Below are 21,086 nucleotides of genomic sequence, written 5' to 3'. Positions count from 1 at the left end.
AGGGCATTACGGTATGCAGTCCGCGCAAGCTTAATTCGTCTTTTGGCTACCCGGATCGGCGGTCAGCCATTCGCGGATAATGGTGGCGACCATCCGGGGATCTTCCTTGGCCATTTCCTTGGCCCGCTGCAGCAGTTCGCTGAAGGCCGCCAGTTGCATGCCGGCCTCGGCTTCCGCCACCACTTCGGCTTCGACTTCGGACTGGGCCAATTCCTCGGCGGTCAAGGCCACGCCGCCTTCTTCGCCGCCCATGGCGCCCTTGTCCTGCTTGGGCCTGATCACATCGCGCAGGATGGGTCGCACCACGCCGAACATCAGGTAGACCAGCACCAGCGCGATCAGAATCACCTTGATGATATCGGCGGTGTGGGCGATCAGGTACTCGGTCAGCTTCTCCAGGAAGGATTTGCCGGCCACATCCAGGACCCGGTCGGCAAAGGCGGCATTCACCACCTTGACCGAATCGCCCCGCTCCTTGTTGAAGCCGATGGCCTCTTGCACCAGATTGGTGACCTGGTTGATTTCCGGCTGGGTCAACGGAACCGACTTGACCCCGCCGTCGCGCTGCTGCACCCGTTTGAAATTGACCACCACGGCGGCATTGACCCGCTTGAGCACGCCGACTTGCTGCTTGACGTGCTCGACCGTCTTATCCACCTCGTAATTGCGGGTCGCTTCCTTATGCGCGGTGCTGGCCGGCGCGGTATTGACCGTCACGCCCGGTGGATTGGGCAGGGTGATGGGTGCGCTGGCGGCGCCGGGCGGTTGGTTGGACAAGGCGCCGGGCACACCGGAAGCCGGCGTGGGCGTGCTGCCGTTGCCCTCGGCGGTCTGTTCGCTGCGGATGGCGGAAGCGTTCGGCGGCGAGTTGGGCTTGAAGCTCTCGGATGCCTGTTCGACTTCCGAGAAGTCCATCTGCACGGTCACTTCGGCCTTGACGTTGTCGGTACCGACAATGGGTTCCAGGATCTTCTGGATACGTTCCGACAGCAGGGCTTCCTGCTGGTGTACCAGGACCATCTGGCGCTGGTTCAGCGAGCCGTTCCCACCGTTGAGCAGGTCCGGCATATTGGACAGCAGGTTACCGTCCTGATCGACCACGGTGACATTGCGGATAGGCAGGTCCGGCACGCTGCTCGATACCAGGTGGATAATGCCGGCGATCTGGGCGCCATCCAGCGCGCGCCCCGGGTGCAGGGTCAGCAAGACCGAGGCGGTCGGCTTTTGCTGTTCGCGCAGGAACACCGTCTGCTTGGGCATGGCCAGATGGATGCGGGCCGTGGCCACGGCCGACAGCGATTCGATGGAACGGGCCAGCTCGCCCTCCACCGCCCGCTGGTAATTGACCTGCTCGCCGAACTGGCTGATGCCGAATTTCTGGTTGTCCAATAGCTCGAAGCCGGTGGTGCCGCCCTTGGGCAGGCCTTGCGAGGCCAGTTGCAGGCGCGCGCCATGCACCAGCTCGGCCGGCACGGTGATCACACCGCCGGATTCGAGCTTGTAGGGGATATTCATCTGCTGCAGGGATTGGACGATCTGCCCGCCGTCCTTGTCGGACACATTGGCGAACAGGATCTTGTAGCCGGGATCGCGCAGCCACAGGAAGGCTACGACAACGGCCGCGATAACGGCGACGGCGCCTGCCGCGACCAGTATTTTGCGTAAAGTGGTGAGTTGATTGAAGGACTGGATGAGATTGGGTCGCTCACCCCGCTGTACGTCACGATTGTCTACCGCTACGACCGCATCATCCATATATCAGGCGATATCACACCTGCATGTTCATAACTTCCTGGTATGCCGACACCAGCTTGTTACGAACCTGCACCATAGTCTGAAAAGACAAGCTCGCCTTCTGCAGCGAGACCATCACGTCTTGCAGGTTGGCATTCGGATCACCCGCCTCGAATGCCGTCTGCTTGGCCTGCGAATCGAGTTGCATCTGGTTGACCTGATCGAGCGAGGACTTCAGCACCGAGGCAAAGTCGGCGCCTTCCGGCAAGGCATCCGCAGCCGAATTCTGCCCGGCCGCCTTGGCGGACATGGCCTTCAATTCGCCCAACAGATTGTCTATCCCCTGCACGCTCATGATGCACCTCGAAACTACCTAAGAAATTGTATGTGGCTCGCTTGAACAATAGCAAGCAAACCGCAGGCCATGCATCCAGAACTACTCTTCTTGCCAGCCTTCCTCGCGATACTGTTGCAATTTGTACCGCAAAGTCCGCTCACTCATGCCCAGCTTCTCCGCCGCCAGCTTGCGCACCCCGCCGGCCAGCTTCAGCGTGTCCAGTATATGCTGGCGCTCCAGCAGCTTGATATCGGTTATCTGCGCCGGCTGGCGTTCGGCGACAAACGGCATCCCGGCGGCGGCAATGCTTGCCGGCACCGGCAAATCCTGCCGCCGTACTCCCGGCAAGAACAGGTGGGCAGGCTCGATCTCGTCGCCGGGCGCCAGGATCAGGGCACGCTGCATCACGTTCTCCAACTCGCGGATATTGCCCTCCCAGCGATGGGCGGTCAGCACCGCCGCGGCAGCGGGACTGATCGTGGGCACCCGCCGTTTGCCGGAGGCCGAGTGTCTGGTTAGCATGGTGCGTGCCAGCGAGACGATATCGTCGGGACGCTCGCGCAGGGCAGGCAACATCAAAGGAAAGACATTCAGGCGGTAGTAGAGATCCTCGCGGAATCGCCCCTCCTCCACTTCGGCCGGCATATCGCGGTTGGAGGTGGACAGTACCCGGATATCGATGCTGATGGGCTTCCTGCCGCCCACCCGCTCCACTTCCCGCTCCTGCAGCACCCGCAATAGCTTGGCCTGCAACTCCAGCGGCATCTCGGAGATTTCATCCAGTAGCAAGGTACCGCCGTCGGCCTGTTCGAACTTGCCGATATGCTGGTTGGCCGCACCGGTGAACGCGCCCTTTTCATGGCCGAACAGGGTGGACTCCAGCAGTTGTTCCGGTATCGCAGCGCAATTGATGGCGATAAAGGGGCCGCTCGCACGGGCCGAATGCCGGTGGATATAACGCGCCAGCACCTCCTTGCCGGTGCCGCTCTCGCCGGTGATCATGACCGCCGCGTCGGATTGGGCGACCCGCTGTGCCATATCCAGCAAATGGCGCATGCCGGGGTCCGCCGCGATCACGGCATCGTCCTCCACCGCCGGCAGCATGTACTTGGCCACCGTCGCCAGCAGCATATCGGGTTCGAACGGCTTGGGAAGATAGTGGGCGGCACCGGCATGCAGCGCCGCCACGGCTTTTTCTATCATGCCGTAGGCCGTCATCAATACCACCGGGATATGCGGATAATCGATCTTGACGGCCTTGAGCAGCGTCTCGCCGTCCATGGGCTGCATCTGCACATCGGACAACACCAGGCCGACCTTGTGGCGCGCCAGGATGGCCAGGCCGGATTGCCCGTCCGGGGCGTTGAGCACCTGGTAGCCAGCCAGTTCCAGGGTGTCGGAAAGCGCTTCGCGCAGGTCGTTGTCGTCCTCGACGATCAGAATCGGCAGTGCTGGCATGGGCGGTTTCTTTTAGGTTGGAAGGCCGTCATTCTTGGCCGGCTGGTTTTTCAGCCAGGACAGTATGCGCTTGGGCAGCTCGTCCAGCGGCAGCACCTCGTCCACTCCACCATAGGCGATCGCTTCCTTGGGCATGCCGAATACGACGCAACTGGCTTCATCCTGAGCCAGGTTATAAGCCCCGGCCCGCTTCATTTCCAGCATGCCCAGCGCTCCATCGCGCCCCATCCCGGTCAGGATCACCCCCAGCGCATGCCGGCCGGCGTGGTTGGCTACCGAGCGGAATAGCACGTCCACCGACGGCCGGTGCCGATTGACCGGCTCGGCTCGGGACAATTCGCAGATATAGCGGCCGTTCGCCACGCCCAGCAACAGGTGCGAATGCCCCGGCGCCACGTAGACATGTCCGGCCTTGACCAACTCGCCATGCTCGGCTTCCTTCACCGTCATGGCGCACAGGCTATCGAGCCGCGCGGCAAAAGGCGCCGTGAACATCTCGGGCATGTGCTGGGCGATCAGGATGGGGGCCGAATCGGCCGGCATGGGGATCAGAAAGCGCTTCAGCGCCTCCGTCCCGCCGGTGGAGGCGCCGACGATCACCAGGCGCTCGGCGGGTCCGCGCGGCGGCTTGTCCGCCACGGGCAAAACCACATCCGCACTATGGCTGGGCGTGATGACCATGGCTTCGTGTAAGGCGCGCGTGCGCTTGGGAGGTGGATCGATCGGCGTCACGGAATCTGCCGGGTCAAATAGCAGGCCTCGACCGCATTGCCGTTACCGAAAAAGCGCAGCGAGGCGCACAACGCCGCCACCAAGGCGATGCCGCGTCCGCTGGGACGATGGGTGTCCGGCGCTTCCAGCCAGCTCCAGTCGAAGCCGGCGCCGCTGTCGGACACGCGTACCCGCAGCATGGTGCGGCCACCCAGGTCATGGCCGGCCAGCTCGATATCGATGCGGCCCTCGCGCAAGGCCGCCAGCCGCTTGGCCCGTTCCTGCAGATAGTGCTCCATGCCGTCCGCATCGCACTTCAGGTCGGACGACAGGCCCAGCAGGCCATGGTCCAGGGCATTGACGAAAAGCTCGGTCAGGATCAGGAAGATATCGGCGTGCGCATGGGCCAAGGGCTTGATCTGGCTGATAAAGCCCATGATCAGCGGCACGGTGTGCAGGCTTTTCAGTTCGACCACCCCGAGCGAGATGGCATAGCGCCAGCGCGCTTCGCCGGCGATCTCCGGCAGCTCGCCGGGATTGGCCGGTTCGGGCAGCGGCAGCGTGGCATCCGGGTCGAGATCGACGATGGCCAGCGAGACGTCGTCATGGCAGTGGGTACCGGCCAGGAAGTCCGCCAGCGCCTCCACGGTACGGGTCAGCGCCTCGGCGGCCGGTTGGCCGGCACAGGCCAGCGCCAGCCGTGCGGTACCGAAGGCTTCGCCGGCTTCGTTGCGCGCTTCCAACAAACCGTCCGAACACAGCACCAGATTGGCGCGTTGGCTGAACTGGAAGCGTTCGGTCTCCAGTTCCAGCGCATCGGCCGACAGGATGCCCAGCGGCAGATGGCGAGAGGCCCAGCGCTTCTGCAGGCCACCGCGCCCGTCGTACAAACGGAGTTCGGGGATACCGCCGTTCCATACCTCGATGCTGCGCTTGGCGAAATCCACCGCGACAAAGGCCAGCGCCACAAAACGCCCTACCGGCAATACCTGCCTGACCTTGCGATGCATTTCGACCAGGATATCCGCCAGCGCGAAGCCCCGTTCGGTCATCGCGTAGAAAGGCTGGGTCAGCGGCAGGACATTCAGGGCGGCGGTCAAGCCGTGGCCGATACCGTCGGCCAGCATCAGGTGCAAGACCTGGCCGGGCGTACGCGCCGCCGCGATCAGGTCGCCGGACAAACTCTCGGCCGGTGCGATCCAGCTATGCAATTGCGGATCGGAAAGGCGCTCGCGATTGACCAGCTGTTCCATCAAATGGCGGGCGACCCGTTTTTCTTCTTCCGCGCGGTCGTAATAGCCGGCCAGCTTATTGGCCTGCTCGTGGACCTTGCGGTTCAGCTCGACCGTACGCTGGATGGCCTTGATCTTGGCTTCGAGAATGCGGAAATTAACCGGCTTGAGCAGATAGTCATCCGCGCCGATCTCCATGGCGTCGGCCAGCTTGCTGACCTCCTCCACCGCCGTGATCAGCACGATGGGCACCCAGCGGGCACCCATGCGCGTCTTGATCTGACGTCCTGCTTCCGGCCCGTCCAGGCGCGGCATCAGCATGTCCATCAGGACCATGTCCGGCTTTTCGGCCATGCAGCGTTCGACCGCCTCGATACCGTCGCAAGCCAGGATCAACTCATGACCCAGGGATTCGACAAAGCGGCCGATCAGTAGCCTGACGACCTCGGCATCGTCGGCGAGCAAGACTTTCATGGTGGGTCTCGCTCAGCTTCTCAGCGGATCGTGAAAATTTTACCGAAGCAGGCAATCTCCAACACCTGTCGCACCGTATCGCGACAATTTACCAGGGCGAGCGCCTTGCCCGCCGCCGCCGCTTTTTCTTTCAGCAGCAACAGCATGCCTAGCGCCGAACTATCTAGATAGTCCACCTGCTGAAAATCGACCAGCACCTCGCGAACCGCAGCGCTGGCCAGGATTTCGTCGCAAGCCTGGCGGAAATCACGGTGGGCACTGAAGTCAAATTGCCCGGAGAGCAACAAGCGGCCGGTCTGGCCGTCAATTTCGACAATGGCAGTCATGGGTATTCATATTTCCGAAATCTGGGGGGAAAGGGGTATTCAACTCTACCAAGATAGGGAGCTAATGCGCGGCTGGCAACAGGATAGTGAAGATTGCACCTTCTCCGGGTGCGGATGAGACGTCGATTTCCCCGCCGCAAGCGGTAATCAGATTGCGTACGATAGCCAAACCCAGGCCGGTGCCATCCTTGCGGGTAGTGAAAAACGGCTCGAACAGGCGCTCGCGAACCTGCTCGCTCATACCGCAGCCCTGGTCCGCCACCACCAGCCGCCAGGCCACCCCATCGCGCGCCAGATCCAGCGTGATCTCATCGCCCGCGGCGGTGGCCTGCATGGCATTTTCCAGCAGGTTGATCAGGGCGCCGGTCAGCTCCTTGCGGCTGGCTTCCTCGATCCAGGCCGGCCCCTCAGGCAAGCTGACCCGCCAACGCCGGGTCTGGCCGGTATCCTGCGGCTGCACGGTCTGCAACGCATCTTCCGCGGCGGCCGCCAGATCCACCCTTTCCATTTCGGCCTGGTGGCCGCGCACGAAGAGCAGCATGTTCTGGATCAGGGTTTCGAGATAGCGCAGGCGGGCCAGGGATTTTTCGCCGAACTTCAACCGGTCGCTTTCGCCCAGCTGCGGCTTGGCCAGGTTGGCGGTATAGAGCAAGGCGGTCGCCAGGGGAGTGCGCAACTGGTGGGCCAGCCCGGCGGCCATTTCGCCCATGGCCGCAAGGCGCTTGTGCTGCTCCAGCTGGCGGCGCAAACGCCAGCTTTCGCTGACGTCATGAATCAGCAGGATGCGCTCGCCGCTGGGCAAGCGGCTGGCCACGATGCTCAAACGCTTCTCCGCGCCGTCCGGCGCCAGAAAAGTCCAGTCATCGATCACCGCCGTGGCCGTGAGCATGGGCTCGACGGTTTGCAGCCAGTTCACGCCTATCAGCTCGCGGCCGAAGATCTCCACCGCAGCCGGGTTGCTGGTCACTACGCCGTCGCCGTCGTCCAGTTCGACCACGCCGCCCGGCAGCGCCGCCAGCAGGGTTTCCAGCCGGCTGGACAGCGCGGCTTTCTCTTCGAACTGTTGCCGCAGCGCACCATTGGCGACCGCCAGCTCCTGGGTCAGCGAGCCCACCTGCTGCTCGAGCTCCTGGTACGACTCCACCAATTGGCGAGACGCTTCGGTAAATAGCGAGAAGGCCTGCTCCAATCCGGCCTGGTCGATTTTTTCGTTGGCTTTCCCTGTTGCTGCCGCTTTGTCGTTCAAGATTGGGCATCCTTTATTGGGGCTTGACGGAAAAAATAGTCGGCGAAAATAGCGTCCCTACGACGAAATCGTTTGTACAGCTTGCAATCTGGACGGCACAAGTCGATAACAAAACCAAAGTCGGGGTTCGTTGTGGGCTTGCTCGCAGGCACATCACGATTTCAGCCTTACAGTAGGATATTCGAAGTGATCGGCGGTGGTGGCAAGCCAGTGGCCCAGCGCTCAACCGGTACTCTCCAACATACTCACGGAGCCGCAACCGTGTCCGACTTGCTCAAGAAAATCGACGCTCGAACCAAGCTCGCTGGCACCAATAAGCTGGAGATCCTGCTGTTCACGCTCGGCTTGGACGAACGCTCCAATCGCCGTGAGAATTTCGGCATCAATGTGTTCAAGGTGCGCGAGGTAATGCGCACCCCGGAAATCACCCAGGCGCCCGAAATGCCGCCGGCGGTGGAAGGCATGGTCAGCCTGCGCGGCAATCTTATCCCGGTCATCGATCTGGCCAGCTATATCGGCGTGCAGACGGCGAGCAAGCCCGAGATCATGATCGTGTCCGAATACAACGGCCATACCCAGGGCTTCCTGGTGGAAGCGGTGGACACCATCCTGCGCCTGGACTGGTCGCAGATGCGCGTACCGCCGGAAATGCTGAACAACAACCTGCGCGGACTGGTCACCGCGGTGACCGAGCTGGACAGCGGCAAGCTGGTGATGATGCTGGACGTCGAGAAAGTCCTCGCCGACACCAATCAGTTCGACGACACCGCCGAATTCAAGACCATCAAGCCGATCAGCGACCTGGTCGGCAAAACCGTGTTCTATGCCGACGACTCGGCCGTCGCCCGCAAGCAGATCCAGCGCACCCTGGAAGCCCTGGAACTGAATTATTTCGAAGCCATCAACGGCAAGCGCGCCTGGGACGAATTGCAGCGGCTGGCCGTGCAAGCCGAGCAAACCGGCAAGCAGGTGAAGGACTTCGTGCAAATGATACTGACCGATGTGGAAATGCCGGAGATGGACGGCTATATGCTGACCAAGACGGTAAAGGGCGACCCCCGCTTCAACGGCATCCCCATCCTGATGCATTCGTCGCTGTCGGGCATGTCCAACCAGAAACTGGGGCAATCGGTCGGCGTGGATGCCTATGTCGCCAAGTTCGAGCCGCACAAGTTGACGGAAGCCATCTCGACCATGTTGCGTAACGCGGCGCAGCAGAAGTAAACGACCTGTCCGAGAATAAGGGAACGCCATGTCCAACACCAATTCCACCCTGCTCGACAGCGTAGATGCCCGCACCAAGTTGGCGGGTTCGAACAAGATGGAAATCCTGTTGTTCTCGCTTGGGACCCGCGAGACGTTCGGCATCAATGTCTTCAAGGTGCGCGAGGTATCGCAAACCCCCAAGATCACCAAGACACCCAATATGCCGACCGGGGTGGAAGGCGTGATCTCGCTGCGCGGCAATATCATTCCGGTCATCTCGCTGGCCAAGTTCGTCTGCCCGAACGAACTCGATGCGCAAAACGAAGAGACCATGATCGTCACCGAGTTCTCCAAGCACACCCAGGGATTCCTGGTCCGCTCGGTGGACCGGATCATCCGGGTCGACTGGAACAAGGTCAGGGCGCCGGAAACCATGCTGGCCGGCCACCAGGCCCTGATCACCGCCATCACCGAGCTGGACGACGGCAAGCTGGTCTCCATCCTCGACGTGGAAGCCATCCTCTCCAGCGTGATCGGCGAATCCTTCGTGCCGGACATCCCCTCGGTCGGGGTGGACCAGGAAAAATTCATGTTCTTCGTCGATGATTCGCTGGTGGCCCGCAAGGAGATCGTCAGCGTGCTCGACAAGATCAGCGTCAAATACCAACAAGCAAACAATGGGGCGGAAGCTTGGGACAAACTGCAGAACATCGCCAACCGCTATCAGCACGACAGCCAGCACCTCAGCCACTATCTGAAACTCATCCTGGTCGATGCCGAAATGCCGGAAATGGACGGCTATGTGCTGACCAAGCACATCAAATCCGACGCACGCTTCCAGGGCATACCGGTAGTCATGCATTCTTCCCTCTCATCCAATGCCAACCGCGCCATGGGCAGCAGCGTAGGAGTTGACGCCTACGTCGCGAAATTCGATCCTTTCGTGCTGGCAGAAACCATTTCACCGTTCCTGCAGAGTTGATTCCACATAACGCGGTTAGCCGCACGCCCGCAAGCGCGGTTTCTCGGAGCAAGAAATGACGGACAAGAACATTCGATTCCTGGTGGTTGACGACTTTTCGACGATGCGTCGCATCGTTCGCAACCTGCTCAAAGAGCTGGGCTACAGCAACGTAGAGGAGGCTGAAGATGGCCAAGTCGCGCTTCACAAGCTGAAATCTACCACCTTCGATTTCGTCGTCTCCGACTGGAACATGCCCAATATGACCGGCATCGAGCTATTGAAGGCGGTTCGGGGCGAGCCCACCCTCAAGCACCTGCCTTTCCTGATGATCACGGCCGAGGCGAAGAAGGAAAACATCATCGAAGCCGCCCAGGCCGGGGCGAGCGGCTATATCGTCAAGCCTTTCACCGCCGCCACGCTGGATGAGAAGCTGGGCAAGATTTTCCAGGCTCTCAACAAATAACCCACGCAGGAGTTCAATGTGAGCGAAAAAGCCATTAACAGCGGCGACTCCGACGATCTGCAGGCATTGTTCGACAGCATCGTGAACGCCGGCAAGGAGAGCCCGGCACCCTCCCCTGCACCCGCCGCCGAACCCGCCCCCATGGCGGAGGCCGCGCCGGTAGCCGTACCGGAAAAAGCAGTCGAGAAGGCAGCCGAGCCCAGTCCCGCACCCATCATGGCAACCGACATGGATGCGCTGCACGAGCCGGCCAGATCGATGTTCGCCAGCATCGGCCAATTGACCCGCAAGGTGCACGACGCGCTGCGCGAGATGGGCTACGACAAGTCGCTGGAAAAAGCCGCTTCGGCAATCCCCGATGCACGCGACAGGCTGGCCTATGTCGCCACCCTGACGGAACAGGCCGCCAACCGCACACTGAACGCCGTGGATGTAGCCCAGCCGCTGCAGGACAGGATAGAAAGCGAATCGGATGCCCTCGCGGCCGAATGGGACAAGCTCTACGCCAACCAGTTGTCGGTGGAAGAGTTCAAACAGCTGGCGCAGCGTACCCGCGAGCATCTGAAGCTGTCCGCCGGCAACGCCCGCGCGACCAATTCGCAGCTGCTCGAAATCATGATGGCGCAAGACTTCCAGGATCTGACCGGCCAGGTGATCAAAAAGATCGTGGAAATGGCCAAGGAAATGGAAAGCAGCCTGTTCGAATTCCTGGTGCAGTTCTCGCCGGCGGGCACGATCAAGCCCTCATTGGCGGAAGTAGACGAAAGCCTGCTCAATGGGCCGGTCTATAATTCGGAAGGGCGCACCGATGTGGTAACCAATCAGGAACAGGTCGACGACCTGCTCGCCAGCCTCGGTTTCTGAACGGCCTCAGCCTAGAAGGACGATGCCATGAGTGATTTTGCCGGCATGGAAGACTTGCTCCAGGATTTCCTCACGGAAGCCTCGGAGCTGCTTTCCGACGTGGACAACAAGTTGGTCGAGTTGGAAAAGCGGCCGGACGACAAGAATCTGCTCAACGTCATTTTTCGGGGTTTCCACACCATCAAGGGTGGCGCCGGCTTTCTCAATGTCGACGCCCTGGTGAATCTTTGCCATCGTACCGAGAACCTGTTCGACAAGCTGCGCAACGGCGAGCTGACCCTCAATCCGGAACTGCTGGATGCCATCCTCGCCGCCACGGGCGTGGTGAAGGAAATGTTCGGCTCCATGGCCCAGGCCCGCACCCCCGCCCCTGCCGACGCCGCCTTATTGTTCCAGTTGGACGAGGCATTGGAAGGCCGTTCCGGCGCAAGCGCGGCGCCGGCTCCTGCTCCCGCGCCGGTACACGCCCCAGCCCCACCTCCCGCCGCCGCCCACCATGGCGACGGGCCTGATTGGGCGGCACTGCACCAGGCTATCACTGGCAGCGCGCCCAAAGCCGCCAGCCCATCGCCGGTAGCCGCACCGGCCATGGCAGCCGCGCCTCCGGCGCCAGCTCCCGCACCCGCCCCAGCGGCCACCTTGCCTGCGGCACCAGTAGCCGCGCCGGCACCGCCTCCCCCCGCTGCGCCCGCCTCACCCACCACGGGCCTCAAGGCCGCCGCGCCGGCCATGGCGAACAAGCCGCCACCCGCCGCCCAGCAGTTGGCGACGCAGGAAACCACCATCCGCATCGATACCAACCGGCTCGACCAGGTATTGAATCTGTCCGGCGAAATCGGCCTGACCAAGAACCGTCTCACCACCTTGCGCACCGACATCCTCAACGGCAAGACCGATAGCGGCACCCTGAAAGCGCTGGATGAAGCCATCGGTCAACTCGACCTGCTGGTCAGCGATCTGCAGAACGCGGTCATGAAGACCCGCATGCAGCCGATCGGCCGCCTGTTCCAGAAGTACCCCCGCCTGGCACGCGATCTGGCACGGCAATTGGGCAAGGACGTCGAGCTGGTAATCAGCGGCGAAGAAACCGAGCTGGACAAGACCATGCTGGAGGATCTGAACGATCCGCTGGTCCACCTGGTACGCAATGCGGTGGACCACGGCGTGGAAACCATCGAAGAACGCATCGCCGCCGGCAAGCCGACCAAGAGCATCGTGCAGCTGTCGGCCACCCAGGTCGGCGACCATATCCTGATCGAGATCGTTGACGACGGTAAGGGTATGCGGCCGGATATGCTGCGCCGCAAAGCGGTCGAGAAAGGTCTGATCGACCTGGAAACCGCCAACAGCATGGATGACAAACAGGCCTTGCAGCTGGTGTTCCTACCCGGCTTCTCGACCAAGGACCAGATTTCCAGCGTGTCCGGCCGCGGCGTCGGCATGGATGTGGTCAAGACCAATATCCAAAAGCTGAATGGCCGCATCGATATCCATTCGGTCATCGGCGAAGGCTCGCGCTTCGCCATCTCGCTGCCGCTGACCCTGGCCATCCTGCCGGTGCTGGTGGTGCGGGTCTGCAACCAGCCCTTCGGTGTGCCGCTGGCCATGGTGCGCGAGATCATCCCGCTCCGGTCCGAACAGGTCCAGGAGGTATCCGGGCGCGCCACCATCGTCGTCCGCGACGAGATCCTGTCGGTGCGCTCGCTGGCCCGCCTGCTAGGCTGGGAAGAGACCCAGACGCCACAGTTCGGCGTGCTGATGCAGTCCGGCGAGAACAGCTTTATCCTGGCCATAGACAGCTTTATCGGCCGCGACGACGTGGTGATCAAACCCTTGGCGAACATCCGTCCACGCGGCGTCGCCGGGGCAACCTTGTCCGGCGACGGCTCGGTGGTATTGGTGCTGGATATGGAGGATTTGCTGGAAGACAGCCATTCCGACCAGTCCGCCATCAAGACCACGCAATTCCTGGAGATGCTGACGCACAAGGCATGACGCTTAATTGCCAATGCCGAACGTGGTCTGCATAATGAAGTTGCTGTTTTAAGCCCATCCGACTGCTTTCGTTCACCGCGAGTCAATATGCAGAACAACGCCTTTATCGGCCGCCAGCCAATCCTCAACCGTCAACAGCAGATCATCGGTTACGAACTGCTGTTCCGGCTTGACCAGGCTGCGCTCTCGGCCGACTTTTCCAGCGATATGCAAGCCGGCACCAATATCCTGGTCAACACCCTGTCGAACATGGGGGTGGACTGGTTGGTCGGCAGCAAGCTGGCCTTCGTCAACGTCGCGACCTCGATGCTGGAAAGCAATTTCCTCGAACTGCTGCATCCGCAACGGGTCGTGCTGGAGATCGTCGAATCGGTCAACGCCACGCCCGAGCTGCTGGCCCGCGCCAAGGAATTGCGCGCCCAGGGTTTCGGCATCGCGCTGGACGACTTTACTTACACGCCGCAAACCGCGCCCTTCCTCGAATTCGCCAACTACGTCAAGCTGGACATCCTGCAACTGGGTCTGGAAAACGTAAAAAGCCTTTCCAAGGAACTGCGCAAGTTCCCGGTGCTGCAAGTGGCGGAAAAGGTCGAGACCAAGGACGAATTCAAGTTCTGCCTGGAAGTGGGCATGGACTGTTTCCAGGGCTATTACTTCGCCCACCCGGAAACACTCTCGGCCAAGGTGATCAACCCCGCCTACGCCAATATCCTGACGCTGCTGAACATGCTCAGGAACAATGCCGAGATCAACGACATCGAAAACGCTCTCAAGCGCGATGTGGCGCTGTCGTTCAAATTGTTGCGCTATATCAATTCGGCCGGCTTCGGTCTGTCGTGCGAAATCCATTCCTTCCGGCACGCGGTCACCATCCTCGGCTACCAGAAGCTCTATCGCTGGCTGACCCTGCTGCTGGTCACCGCCAGCTCCGACGCCGGCACCCCGCCCGCGCTGATGAAAACCGCCGTCACGCGAGGCCGCCTGGTCGAATTGATGGGCAGCCACATGCTCGACGGCACGGATCGCGACAATCTGTTTATCGTCGGGGTGTTCTCGCTGCTGGATGTGATGTTGGACATGCCCATGGACAAGATCCTGGAGACGCTGCTGCTGCCGGAATCGGTCTCTGAGGCGCTGCTGGGCCGCACGGGTATCTATGGTCCCTTCCTGGAGCTGGCAGAGGCTTGCGAAGACCCGGAAATGGCGGAAGTGCCGAGGCTTTGCGAGCATCTACATCTGACGCCGGAGATGCTGAACAAGGCGCATGTGTCGGCCTTGGCTTGGGTGGAGGAACTGGGGGTTTAGGCTTTCGGCAACCAGGTGAAATATATGGCCCAGCCGAGAGGTTGGGCTTTTTGTTGGGTGCGAGGCAGCGCTCCCCAGGCTATCGGTTCGCTCCGAATTAAGCGGCTCAGTTGCTGGTTTTCCAAACACCGCATATATGCCCTCGCGAATGCAACTTGCCATGATCAGGGCTGTCCTACGTTCGGCATAAGGCGCGGCGCGCCGCGGCGCGCCGCAACCACAGCACGTGACTGCGATGCCTGCCGAAATCGCGCATAATGGGCAGGTGGTCAAGACAATGCAGGTGTTCAGCAGGAGTTGAAGATGGCGAAGCGTGCAGGGCTAACCAACAAAGTATTGGCTGAACCTCTCGTCAGCGTCAAGGAGGATCGGCGTACGTCTAAAGTCCTTGAGTCGGGGAATGTACTCGATGGGGTGAGCGCCCTTGCAAGTATGCGGCGTAAGTACCGGGCGTCCGTTCTGGCTGTGTCCAAGCGTTTCAACGTGGTTGTTGGCCCGGTTGATCTACCCACAGCGCGAATCGATCTTGATGCGGCAAAAATCTTGCGTATCGCCAAGCGTGCCGGCGTTGTGCCGCTAAACCTATCCAGCAAAGATATCGCCCCAAGCACCACACGTAAACCTACGCAAAAGGCGACGAGCAAGGCGAGATGAATCACGGCAACCTAGTAGTGGTTTACCACGGCTGTGATGCCACGGTTCGAGACGACCTTGTAAGCGGCCAACTTGGTGCATTGACGGAAAGCAACAACCGCTACGATTGGCTCGGTCCTGGCGCATACTTCTTTGAGAATGACCCGGTACGGGCACAACTGTTTGCGCAGGCATCAAAGGACAATCCTGAAAAGCTGTACACAGCGAAGCCAATCGCGGCGCCGGCTGTCGTCGGTGCAGTATTGCGAATCAGTCACTGGCTCGACATGACGACTCAGCCAGCGATACAGGAGTTCACCGCATATCTAGAAGCAATGAAGCAGGTCGGGCTCCCACTCCCGAAAAACCATAAAGCAAGCGATAGTGATGTCGATATCCTATTGCGCGAACTCGACCGCGCGGTCTTCAAATTCATTCATGAGGCTCGCGTAGAAGACAAGCAGCCAGCATATCAAGCGGTGCGTGGTGCCTTTTCCCAAGGGGATAGAGTCGCTGAGAATTCTGGATTCTCGACCCGGACGCATATACAGATCGCATTGCGCGAACCAAGTTGTGTGCTTGGTTGGTTTTTACCCCCAGAAGCCAAGCTAATGGCCGATGCCGAGTACGAAGCAGTTGCATGGGAACTGGCGCAGCTTAACCGCACTCGCAAGCCAAAAATACGTGCGAGAAAAGCGAGTTGATCCAGTTCAGATGTTATTGCGTAAGCTGCGGAAAATTCAGAAGTTATCGCGTCAAATTAATGCGCAAGTACGAAAATGAAACTGAATTCTCTTTTAGATGGGTGTGCCAGGCAGCGCACACCCTATCGCCGCAATTTACCGCGCCTCGGCCAACACCCCCAAGCCGGTACTACCAAAGCCCCCCTCGCCTCTCACACTGGCATCAAAGGACTCGACCAGGTTGAAGTGCATCTGCACAACCGGCACCACCACCAACTGCGCAATGCGTTCCATTGGCTGGATCACGAAAGTCTCGTTCCCGCGATTCCACACGGAAACAAAAATCTGCCCCTGATAGTCAGAGTCGATCAGGCCGACCAGATTGCCCAGCACGATGCCGTGCTTATGCCCCAGGCCGGAGCGCGGCAGGATCATGGCGGCGAGGCCGGGGTCGGCCAGGTGGATGGCCATGCCGGTGGGTACCAGCGAGGTGGCGCCGGGCGCCAGGGTCAGCGGTTCCGCCAGGCAGGCGCGCAGGTCCAGGCCGGCCGATCCCTCGGTGGCATAGGCGGGAGGCTGGGCGGTAAGGCGCTCGTCGAGCAGGCGTACGTCGATTTGTCTTTTCATGGATTGTGGTACTCGCGGTAAAGCTTGGCAGTGTGTTGCAGGATGGCCCGGGCGATGTCCAGCTTCGGCGCCCGGTTCAATTTATGTTGGCCGTGGTCGTCCAGCAGGAAGACTTCGTTGTCCTCGGCGCCCATGGCGTCCTGGACTTGATTGGCGACCAGCAGCGGAAGCTTTTTGCGCCGACGCTTCTGCTCGCCGTACTCCAGCAGGTTTTCGCTTTCGGCGGCGAAACCGACACAGAATGGTGGTTCGGCCAGGCCGGCCACATTGGCGAGGATGTCGGGGTTCGGTGCCAGTTCCAGGGTGAGGATATGGGCATCCTTCTTGATCTTCTGCTCGGATGGATTGAGCACGTAGTAATCGGCTACCGCCGCGACGCTGACGAAGATATCGACGCGCGGCACCTCGGCGTTGACCGCGCCGAGCATTTCCTGGCTGCTCGAAACATTCACCCGGCGTGCGCCAAGCGGGGTGGGCAGCGGCGTAGGGCCCGCCACCAGGATTACCTCGGCGCCCGCTTCGATGGCTGCCTTGGCGATGGCAAAGCCCATCTTGCCGGAGCTGGAATTGGTGATGCCGCGTACCGCATCGATGCGTTCGAAGGTGGGTCCGGCGGTGATCAGTATCTTTTTGCCTTGCAGGTATTTGGGCTGCAAGGCGTTCTCGACATGCTCGAACAGGGCGGCCGGCTCCAGCATGCGGCCGAAACCGGTCTCGCCGCAGGCTTGCTCGCCCTCGTCCGGCCCCAACAGGGTGATGCCATCCTGCCGCAGCTGCGCCACATTGCGCTGGTTGGGCGGGTTCTCCCACATTTGCCGGTTCATCGCCGGCGCCAGCAGCAGCGGGCAGTCGCGCGCGCTGCACAGGGTGGAGAGCAGGTCGTCGGCCGCGCCATGCGCCAGCTTGAACATAAAGTCGGCCGTGGCCGGCGCCACCAGGATGATATCGGCCTCTCGGCCCAGGTCGATGTGGGCCATATGGTTGTCGATCCGGTTATCCCACAGATCGGTAAACACGGGTCGGCCGGACAGTGCCTGGAAGGTGGCCGGCGCCACGAAGCGGGTGGCGGCCTCGCTCATCGCTACCTGCACGTCGTAGCCGGCCTTGACGAACAAGCGCGTCAACTCGGCCGACTTGTAGGCGGCCACGCCGCCGGTCACGCCAAGCAATATTCTCTTTGGACGGCTCATGGTTTTACCCCGCGCATCGTATTTCCTTCGCAAACATGCCGGAAAAATCGGCAATTGTAGATCAACCCTCACCCCTGCCCAAGCGCCATGCCCATCACCGATTGGCCGGAAAAGGAACGCCCCCGCGAAAAGCTGCTGCACCAAGGCGCCAGCGCCCTCTCCGATGCCGAGCTTTTAGCCATCTTCCTACGCGTCGGCCTGCCGGGCAAAAGCGCGGTGGACTTGGCACGCGAATTGTTGACACGATTCGGTTCGTTGACCGGGCTATTCCATGCCGACCAGCAAGACATCACCGCCATGGCCGGCCTGGGTATTGTCAGTTTTACCCAACTGCGGGCCATCAGCGAAATCAGCCGGCGCCTGCTGCTGGAGGAATTGCGACAACCGCAGGCGTTGATCAACTCGCGCGCGGTCCGCGACTACCTGCGGCTATGGCTGGGCGGCGAAACCAGCGAAGCGTTCGGGGCCTTGTTCCTCGATAGCCAGCATCAGCTTCTGGCTGCCGAGATTCTATTCCGTGGCACCGTGGACCAGGCCGCCGTCTATCCGCGCGAACTGGCGAAGCGCGCGCTGCTGCGCAACGCCGCCGCGATCATTGTCGCGCACAACCATCCCTCCGGCTGCACGCAACCGAGCACGGCCGATATCTCGCTGACCCACCGCCTGCAGCGCTCGCTGGCCTTGCTGGATATTTGCTTGCTCGATCATTTCGTGGTCTGCAGCGCCGGCGTCAGCTCCCTGGCCGAGCTGGGGCATATGGCGCCGGATAGATTGCGCTGAGCCGCCTACCGCCTATCTGGCGAACTCCTAACTCGCCCTGTTTGACATAAAGGTATCGCCTCCCCCGCCGATATATAGAAGCAAAGGCCGAGTCAGGGCGGCCGGGAGAACGATAATGAAAATCCAGCAATCGCAGGTCCAGCTCGCTGGCCAGCACGAGGCTGCGCGTCAGCACAGCGTGGAACAACAGCTGCGGGTAGAGATCAGGCGCAACCCTCCCCCTCCCCCCGACCAGATGGTCGAGCTATCGTCGGAGGCGCGGGCCGCCCAGCAGGCGGATGCTGCCAGTTTGGATATCCGACAGCAGCTGGAAAGCCATCCGCTTTGGCATCTGATCAAACAACTGGTCAAGAACCTGACCGGCCGCGATATCGATATCACCAGCATCGCGCCCCCGCGCAGCCGTAGCCCCCAGCCGGCCGGCGTGCCAGCCGTCCCGGCGCCTGACGCAACCGCTTCCGCCGCACCATCGGCGCGCCGCCGGGCCGACTGGCGAGCCGACTATCAATACCATGAGGTGCTGCAGGAGGTGGAACGCAGCCGTTTTGCCGCCAGCGGCCATATCGTTACCGAAGATGGCCGTCGCATGGCATTCAGCGCCGTCCTGGAACTGGAACGGCAATTCCGGCAGGAGAGCAATGTACATATATCGATTGCCACGCCGGGCATGCGCAAGGATCCGCTGGTGCTGAACTACGCCGCGCCATCGGCCACCCTCAGTCATGACAAGATCGCATTCGACCTGGACGCCGATGGTAGCGCCGACCATATCTCCTTCCTGGAAACCGGCAGCGGCTTCTTGGCCCTGGATCGCAATGAAGATGGCGCGATCAATGACGGCCGCGAGTTGTTTGGCGCGCAAAGCGGTAATGGTTTCGCCGATCTGGCCGAGCACGACGACGATCGCAATGGCTGGATAGACGAGAACGACGCGGTGTGGGGCAAGCTGCAGTTGTGGACCCGCGACGCGTCCGGCCGGGCCGGCCTGGTCAGCCTGGAAAAGCTCGGCATCGGCGCGATCTACCTTGGCAATACCGCAACAGAATTCGCGCTGAACGACGAAAACAACCGGACGCAGGGACAAATCCGCCGTTCCGGCGTCTATCTCAGCGAAAATGGCCGAGCCGGCACGGTACAACAGGTCGATTTAACCGTTTAAATATGCATGGCCCCTGGCGGACCCGTCGGCCATGACCGGCGACACCTGCCCCCAGCCACCCTTCGAGGCGCCGCTGCGCCGAAAAATCAAGGCTTTTCCCGCTTCGGCCCGGTGCCCGAGCGCATTGTTGCAGGTTTACGACGGCCATTCCCGCCGGACGTCCGGGACACTCCCGTACAAGCCTTTTTGCAGGCCGCATTCGCGGTTTTGCCACACGGTTTTTCCCTCGTTGACAAGCGCAAAAGCTCGGGCGCACTATTCCGCACGCATTTTGGCCTTGATAAAAGGGCCACGCGTTAATGTGGCTTTTTCCATCGGAATACCGCGTTTGTCAAAAAGGGGAACATACATGACCTTGGCTCGTTACAGCCTGATTGCTTCTGCCGTGTTGGCGCTTGCCGCTTGCGGCGAGAAGAAAGAAGATCCCAGCGCAGAAGCCGCAGCGCCTGCTGCAGCGCCAGCCGCTCCGGCCGCTGCCGATAATGTGATCAAGATCGGCCACGCCAGTCCGCTGACCGGCAACATCGCTCACCTGGGCAAGGACAACGAAAATGGCGTACGTCTCGCCATCGAGGAACTGAACGCCGAAAACGTCGAAATCGGCGGCAAGAAGGTCAAGTTCGAGATGATCTCGGAAGATGACCAGGCCGACCCGAAGACCGCCACCACCGTGGCACAGCGCTTCGTGGATGCCAAGGTTGTCGGTGTGATCGGCCACTTGAACTCCGGCACCACCATTCCGGCTTCCAAGCTGTATTCCGACGCCGGCATTCCGCAGATCTCGCCCTCGGCTACCGCCGTGACCTACACCGCACAAGGCTTCAAGACCGCCTTCCGCGTGATCGCCAACGATTCGTCGCAAGGCGGCGCGCTGGGCTCCTTCGCAGCCGATAACCTGAAGGCCAAGAAGGTCGCCATCATCGACGACCGTACCGCCTACGGCCAAGGTCTGGCCGACGAGTTCGAAAAGGCCGCCAAGGCCAAGGGCGTGACCGTTGTTGGCCGTGAATTCACGACCAACCAGGCCACCGACTTCATGGCCATTCTGACCACGATCAAGGGCAAGAAGCCTGACGTGATCTTCTACGGTGGCATGGACGCGCAAGCCGGTCCCATGGCGCAGCAGATCAAGAAGCTCGGCATTGCCGCCAAGCTGATGGGTGGCGACGGCTTCCAGACCGGCGAATTCATCAAGCTGGCCGGCGACAACGCCGAAGGCCAGTTCGCCTCGCAGCCGGGCGCGCCGAAGGACAAGATGCCTGGCTTCGCCGACTTCGATAAGAAGTACAAGGCCAAGTTCAACACCGACATCCAGATCTACGCACCGTTCACCTATGACGCCACCCGCGTCATGGTCGAAGCGATGAAGAAGGCTGGCTCGTCCGAACCGGCCAAGTACCTGCCTGAGCTGGCCAAGATCGAGTACAGCGGCGTGACCGGCCCGATCAAGTTCGACGATAAGGGTGACATCGTCGGCGGTTCCGTGACCGTCTATCAGGTCAAGGGCGGCAAGTGGGAAACCGTCGCGACCGTGGGTGGCGCGGCTGCAGCCCCCGCTGCGCCTGCCGCGGCAGCTGCCGCCGCACCGGCCGAAGCGAAAAAAGAAGAGAAAAAGCAGTAAAGCGGCAACAGTAAAAGGCGGCGTCGAAAGACGCCGCCTTTTTCAATTCGGTTTTCCCTAACTACAACGGTAGTCATA

At 61.1% G+C, this 21,086-nt stretch carries 20 protein-coding genes; 11 read left to right on the top strand and 9 right to left on the bottom strand.

The window, feature by feature from the left end; translation table 11 throughout:
* Positions 1 to 30: 30 nt before the first annotated feature.
* The 7 genes from fliF to FNU76_RS21145 form a co-directional block, all read right to left on the bottom strand.
* On the bottom strand, positions 31 to 1,755 hold the full coding sequence (gene fliF / locus FNU76_RS21175; RefSeq protein ID WP_144280047.1) for a flagellar basal-body MS-ring/collar protein FliF: 1,725 nt from the start codon (positions 1,753 to 1,755) through the stop codon (positions 31 to 33).
* 13 nt (positions 1,756 to 1,768) lie between these two features.
* The gene (gene fliE / locus FNU76_RS21170) at positions 1,769 to 2,089 is read right to left on the bottom strand and encodes a flagellar hook-basal body complex protein FliE (RefSeq protein ID WP_144280046.1); all 321 of its coding nucleotides are present in this window, start codon (positions 2,087 to 2,089) and stop codon (positions 1,769 to 1,771) included.
* An 81-nt stretch (positions 2,090 to 2,170) separates the two neighbouring features.
* On the bottom strand, positions 2,171 to 3,529 hold the full coding sequence (locus tag FNU76_RS21165; RefSeq protein ID WP_144280045.1) for a sigma-54-dependent transcriptional regulator: 1,359 nt from the start codon (positions 3,527 to 3,529) through the stop codon (positions 2,171 to 2,173).
* Between the two features lie 12 nt (positions 3,530 to 3,541).
* On the bottom strand, positions 3,542 to 4,261 hold the full coding sequence (locus tag FNU76_RS21160) for a chemotaxis protein CheB (RefSeq protein WP_308418576.1): 720 nt from the start codon (positions 4,259 to 4,261) through the stop codon (positions 3,542 to 3,544).
* The gene (locus FNU76_RS21155; protein ID WP_144280044.1) at positions 4,258 to 5,946 is read right to left on the bottom strand and encodes an ATP-binding SpoIIE family protein phosphatase; all 1,689 of its coding nucleotides are present in this window, start codon (positions 5,944 to 5,946) and stop codon (positions 4,258 to 4,260) included. The genes FNU76_RS21160 and FNU76_RS21155 overlap by 4 nt, the downstream gene beginning before the upstream one ends.
* Positions 5,947 to 5,966: 20 nt before the next feature.
* Positions 5,967 to 6,272, bottom strand: a complete 306-nt coding sequence (locus FNU76_RS21150; RefSeq protein ID WP_144280043.1) for an STAS domain-containing protein — start codon at positions 6,270 to 6,272, stop codon at positions 5,967 to 5,969.
* A gap of 61 nt (positions 6,273 to 6,333) precedes the next feature.
* A complete protein-coding gene (locus FNU76_RS21145; RefSeq protein WP_144280042.1) occupies positions 6,334 to 7,518 on the bottom strand; it encodes a sensor histidine kinase in 1,185 nt (394 codons plus the stop codon).
* A 261-nt stretch (positions 7,519 to 7,779) separates the two neighbouring features.
* Between FNU76_RS21145 and FNU76_RS21140 the strand changes: the two genes are divergently transcribed.
* The 8 genes from FNU76_RS21140 to FNU76_RS21105 all read left to right on the top strand — a co-directional run bounded on the left by FNU76_RS21140 (position 7,780) and on the right by FNU76_RS21105 (position 15,652).
* Positions 7,780 to 8,742 carry a chemotaxis protein gene (locus tag FNU76_RS21140; RefSeq protein WP_144280041.1) on the top strand — a complete coding sequence of 321 codons (963 nt, stop codon included), beginning with the start codon at positions 7,780 to 7,782 and terminating at the stop codon, positions 8,740 to 8,742.
* Positions 8,743 to 8,770: 28 nt separating this feature from the next.
* Positions 8,771 to 9,706, top strand: coding sequence for a chemotaxis protein (locus FNU76_RS21135; RefSeq protein ID WP_144280040.1), 936 nt, complete (start codon positions 8,771 to 8,773; stop codon positions 9,704 to 9,706).
* A gap of 55 nt (positions 9,707 to 9,761) precedes the next feature.
* On the top strand, positions 9,762 to 10,151 hold the full coding sequence (gene cheY, locus FNU76_RS21130; RefSeq protein ID WP_144280039.1) for a chemotaxis response regulator CheY: 390 nt from the start codon (positions 9,762 to 9,764) through the stop codon (positions 10,149 to 10,151).
* Between the two features lie 18 nt (positions 10,152 to 10,169).
* The gene (cheZ, locus tag FNU76_RS21125; RefSeq protein WP_144280038.1) at positions 10,170 to 11,015 is read left to right on the top strand and encodes a protein phosphatase CheZ; all 846 of its coding nucleotides are present in this window, start codon (positions 10,170 to 10,172) and stop codon (positions 11,013 to 11,015) included.
* Positions 11,016 to 11,042: 27 nt separating this feature from the next.
* Positions 11,043 to 13,010, top strand: coding sequence for a chemotaxis protein CheA (locus tag FNU76_RS24950; protein ID WP_144280037.1), 1,968 nt, complete (start codon positions 11,043 to 11,045; stop codon positions 13,008 to 13,010).
* An 87-nt stretch (positions 13,011 to 13,097) separates the two neighbouring features.
* Positions 13,098 to 14,315, top strand: a complete 1,218-nt coding sequence (locus tag FNU76_RS21115; RefSeq protein WP_144280036.1) for an EAL and HDOD domain-containing protein — start codon at positions 13,098 to 13,100, stop codon at positions 14,313 to 14,315.
* 303 nt (positions 14,316 to 14,618) lie between these two features.
* Positions 14,619 to 14,969, top strand: a complete 351-nt coding sequence (locus tag FNU76_RS21110) for a hypothetical protein (protein WP_144280035.1) — start codon at positions 14,619 to 14,621, stop codon at positions 14,967 to 14,969.
* A complete protein-coding gene (locus FNU76_RS21105; RefSeq protein ID WP_144280034.1) occupies positions 14,966 to 15,652 on the top strand; it encodes a hypothetical protein in 687 nt (228 codons plus the stop codon). Before FNU76_RS21110 ends, FNU76_RS21105 begins: the two co-directional genes overlap by 4 nt.
* A gap of 135 nt (positions 15,653 to 15,787) precedes the next feature.
* On the opposite strand, the gene dut is transcribed toward FNU76_RS21105, so the two are convergent.
* Complete coding sequence (dut, locus tag FNU76_RS21100) at positions 15,788 to 16,258, bottom strand: dUTP diphosphatase (protein WP_144280033.1); 471 nt, start codon at positions 16,256 to 16,258, stop codon at positions 15,788 to 15,790.
* Positions 16,255 to 17,448, bottom strand: a complete 1,194-nt coding sequence (coaBC, locus tag FNU76_RS21095; protein ID WP_144280032.1) for a bifunctional phosphopantothenoylcysteine decarboxylase/phosphopantothenate--cysteine ligase CoaBC — start codon at positions 17,446 to 17,448, stop codon at positions 16,255 to 16,257. Before coaBC ends, dut begins: the two co-directional genes overlap by 4 nt.
* A gap of 87 nt (positions 17,449 to 17,535) precedes the next feature.
* Here coaBC and radC point away from each other — a divergent pair, with 87 nt between their 5' ends.
* The 3 genes from radC (at position 17,536) to FNU76_RS21080 (ending at position 21,008) form a co-directional block, all read left to right on the top strand.
* Positions 17,536 to 18,228: a RadC family protein gene (gene radC / locus FNU76_RS21090; RefSeq protein ID WP_144280031.1), complete on the top strand. Its 693-nt coding sequence runs from the start codon at positions 17,536 to 17,538 to the stop codon at positions 18,226 to 18,228.
* 115 nt (positions 18,229 to 18,343) lie between these two features.
* On the top strand, positions 18,344 to 19,387 hold the full coding sequence (locus FNU76_RS21085) for an SPM autocatalytic domain-containing protein (RefSeq protein ID WP_144280030.1): 1,044 nt from the start codon (positions 18,344 to 18,346) through the stop codon (positions 19,385 to 19,387).
* Between the two features lie 349 nt (positions 19,388 to 19,736).
* Positions 19,737 to 21,008, top strand: a complete 1,272-nt coding sequence (locus tag FNU76_RS21080; protein ID WP_144280029.1) for a branched-chain amino acid ABC transporter substrate-binding protein — start codon at positions 19,737 to 19,739, stop codon at positions 21,006 to 21,008.
* Positions 21,009 to 21,086 lie beyond the last annotated feature (78 nt).

This window comes from Chitinimonas arctica, from assembly GCF_007431345.1.
Classification (GTDB): domain Bacteria; phylum Pseudomonadota; class Gammaproteobacteria; order Burkholderiales; family Chitinimonadaceae; genus Chitinimonas; species Chitinimonas arctica.
This window is presented reverse-complemented; position numbering and strand designations above follow the sequence as displayed.

Coding starts and splice junctions, on each gene's coding strand:
- FNU76_RS21115 (WP_144280036.1), top strand. CDS start 13,098: ATGCAGAACAACGCCTTTATCGGCCGCCAGCCAATCCTCAACCGTCAA.
- FNU76_RS21110 (WP_144280035.1), top strand. CDS start 14,619: ATGGCGAAGCGTGCAGGGCTAACCAACAAAGTATTGGCTGAACCTCTC.
- FNU76_RS21150 (WP_144280043.1), bottom strand. CDS start 6,272: ATGACTGCCATTGTCGAAATTGACGGCCAGACCGGCCGCTTGTTGCTC.
- FNU76_RS21085 (WP_144280030.1), top strand. CDS start 18,344: ATGAAAATCCAGCAATCGCAGGTCCAGCTCGCTGGCCAGCACGAGGCT.
- FNU76_RS21165 (WP_144280045.1), bottom strand. CDS start 3,529: ATGCCAGCACTGCCGATTCTGATCGTCGAGGACGACAACGACCTGCGC.
- FNU76_RS21155 (WP_144280044.1), bottom strand. CDS start 5,946: ATGAAAGTCTTGCTCGCCGACGATGCCGAGGTCGTCAGGCTACTGATC.
- coaBC (WP_144280032.1), bottom strand. CDS start 17,448: ATGAGCCGTCCAAAGAGAATATTGCTTGGCGTGACCGGCGGCGTGGCC.
- FNU76_RS24950 (WP_144280037.1), top strand. CDS start 11,043: ATGAGTGATTTTGCCGGCATGGAAGACTTGCTCCAGGATTTCCTCACG.
- fliE (WP_144280046.1), bottom strand. CDS start 2,089: ATGAGCGTGCAGGGGATAGACAATCTGTTGGGCGAATTGAAGGCCATG.
- dut (WP_144280033.1), bottom strand. CDS start 16,258: ATGAAAAGACAAATCGACGTACGCCTGCTCGACGAGCGCCTTACCGCC.
- fliF (WP_144280047.1), bottom strand. CDS start 1,755: ATGGATGATGCGGTCGTAGCGGTAGACAATCGTGACGTACAGCGGGGT.
- FNU76_RS21080 (WP_144280029.1), top strand. CDS start 19,737: ATGACCTTGGCTCGTTACAGCCTGATTGCTTCTGCCGTGTTGGCGCTT.
- FNU76_RS21135 (WP_144280040.1), top strand. CDS start 8,771: ATGTCCAACACCAATTCCACCCTGCTCGACAGCGTAGATGCCCGCACC.
- radC (WP_144280031.1), top strand. CDS start 17,536: ATGCCCATCACCGATTGGCCGGAAAAGGAACGCCCCCGCGAAAAGCTG.
- cheY (WP_144280039.1), top strand. CDS start 9,762: ATGACGGACAAGAACATTCGATTCCTGGTGGTTGACGACTTTTCGACG.
- FNU76_RS21105 (WP_144280034.1), top strand. CDS start 14,966: ATGAATCACGGCAACCTAGTAGTGGTTTACCACGGCTGTGATGCCACG.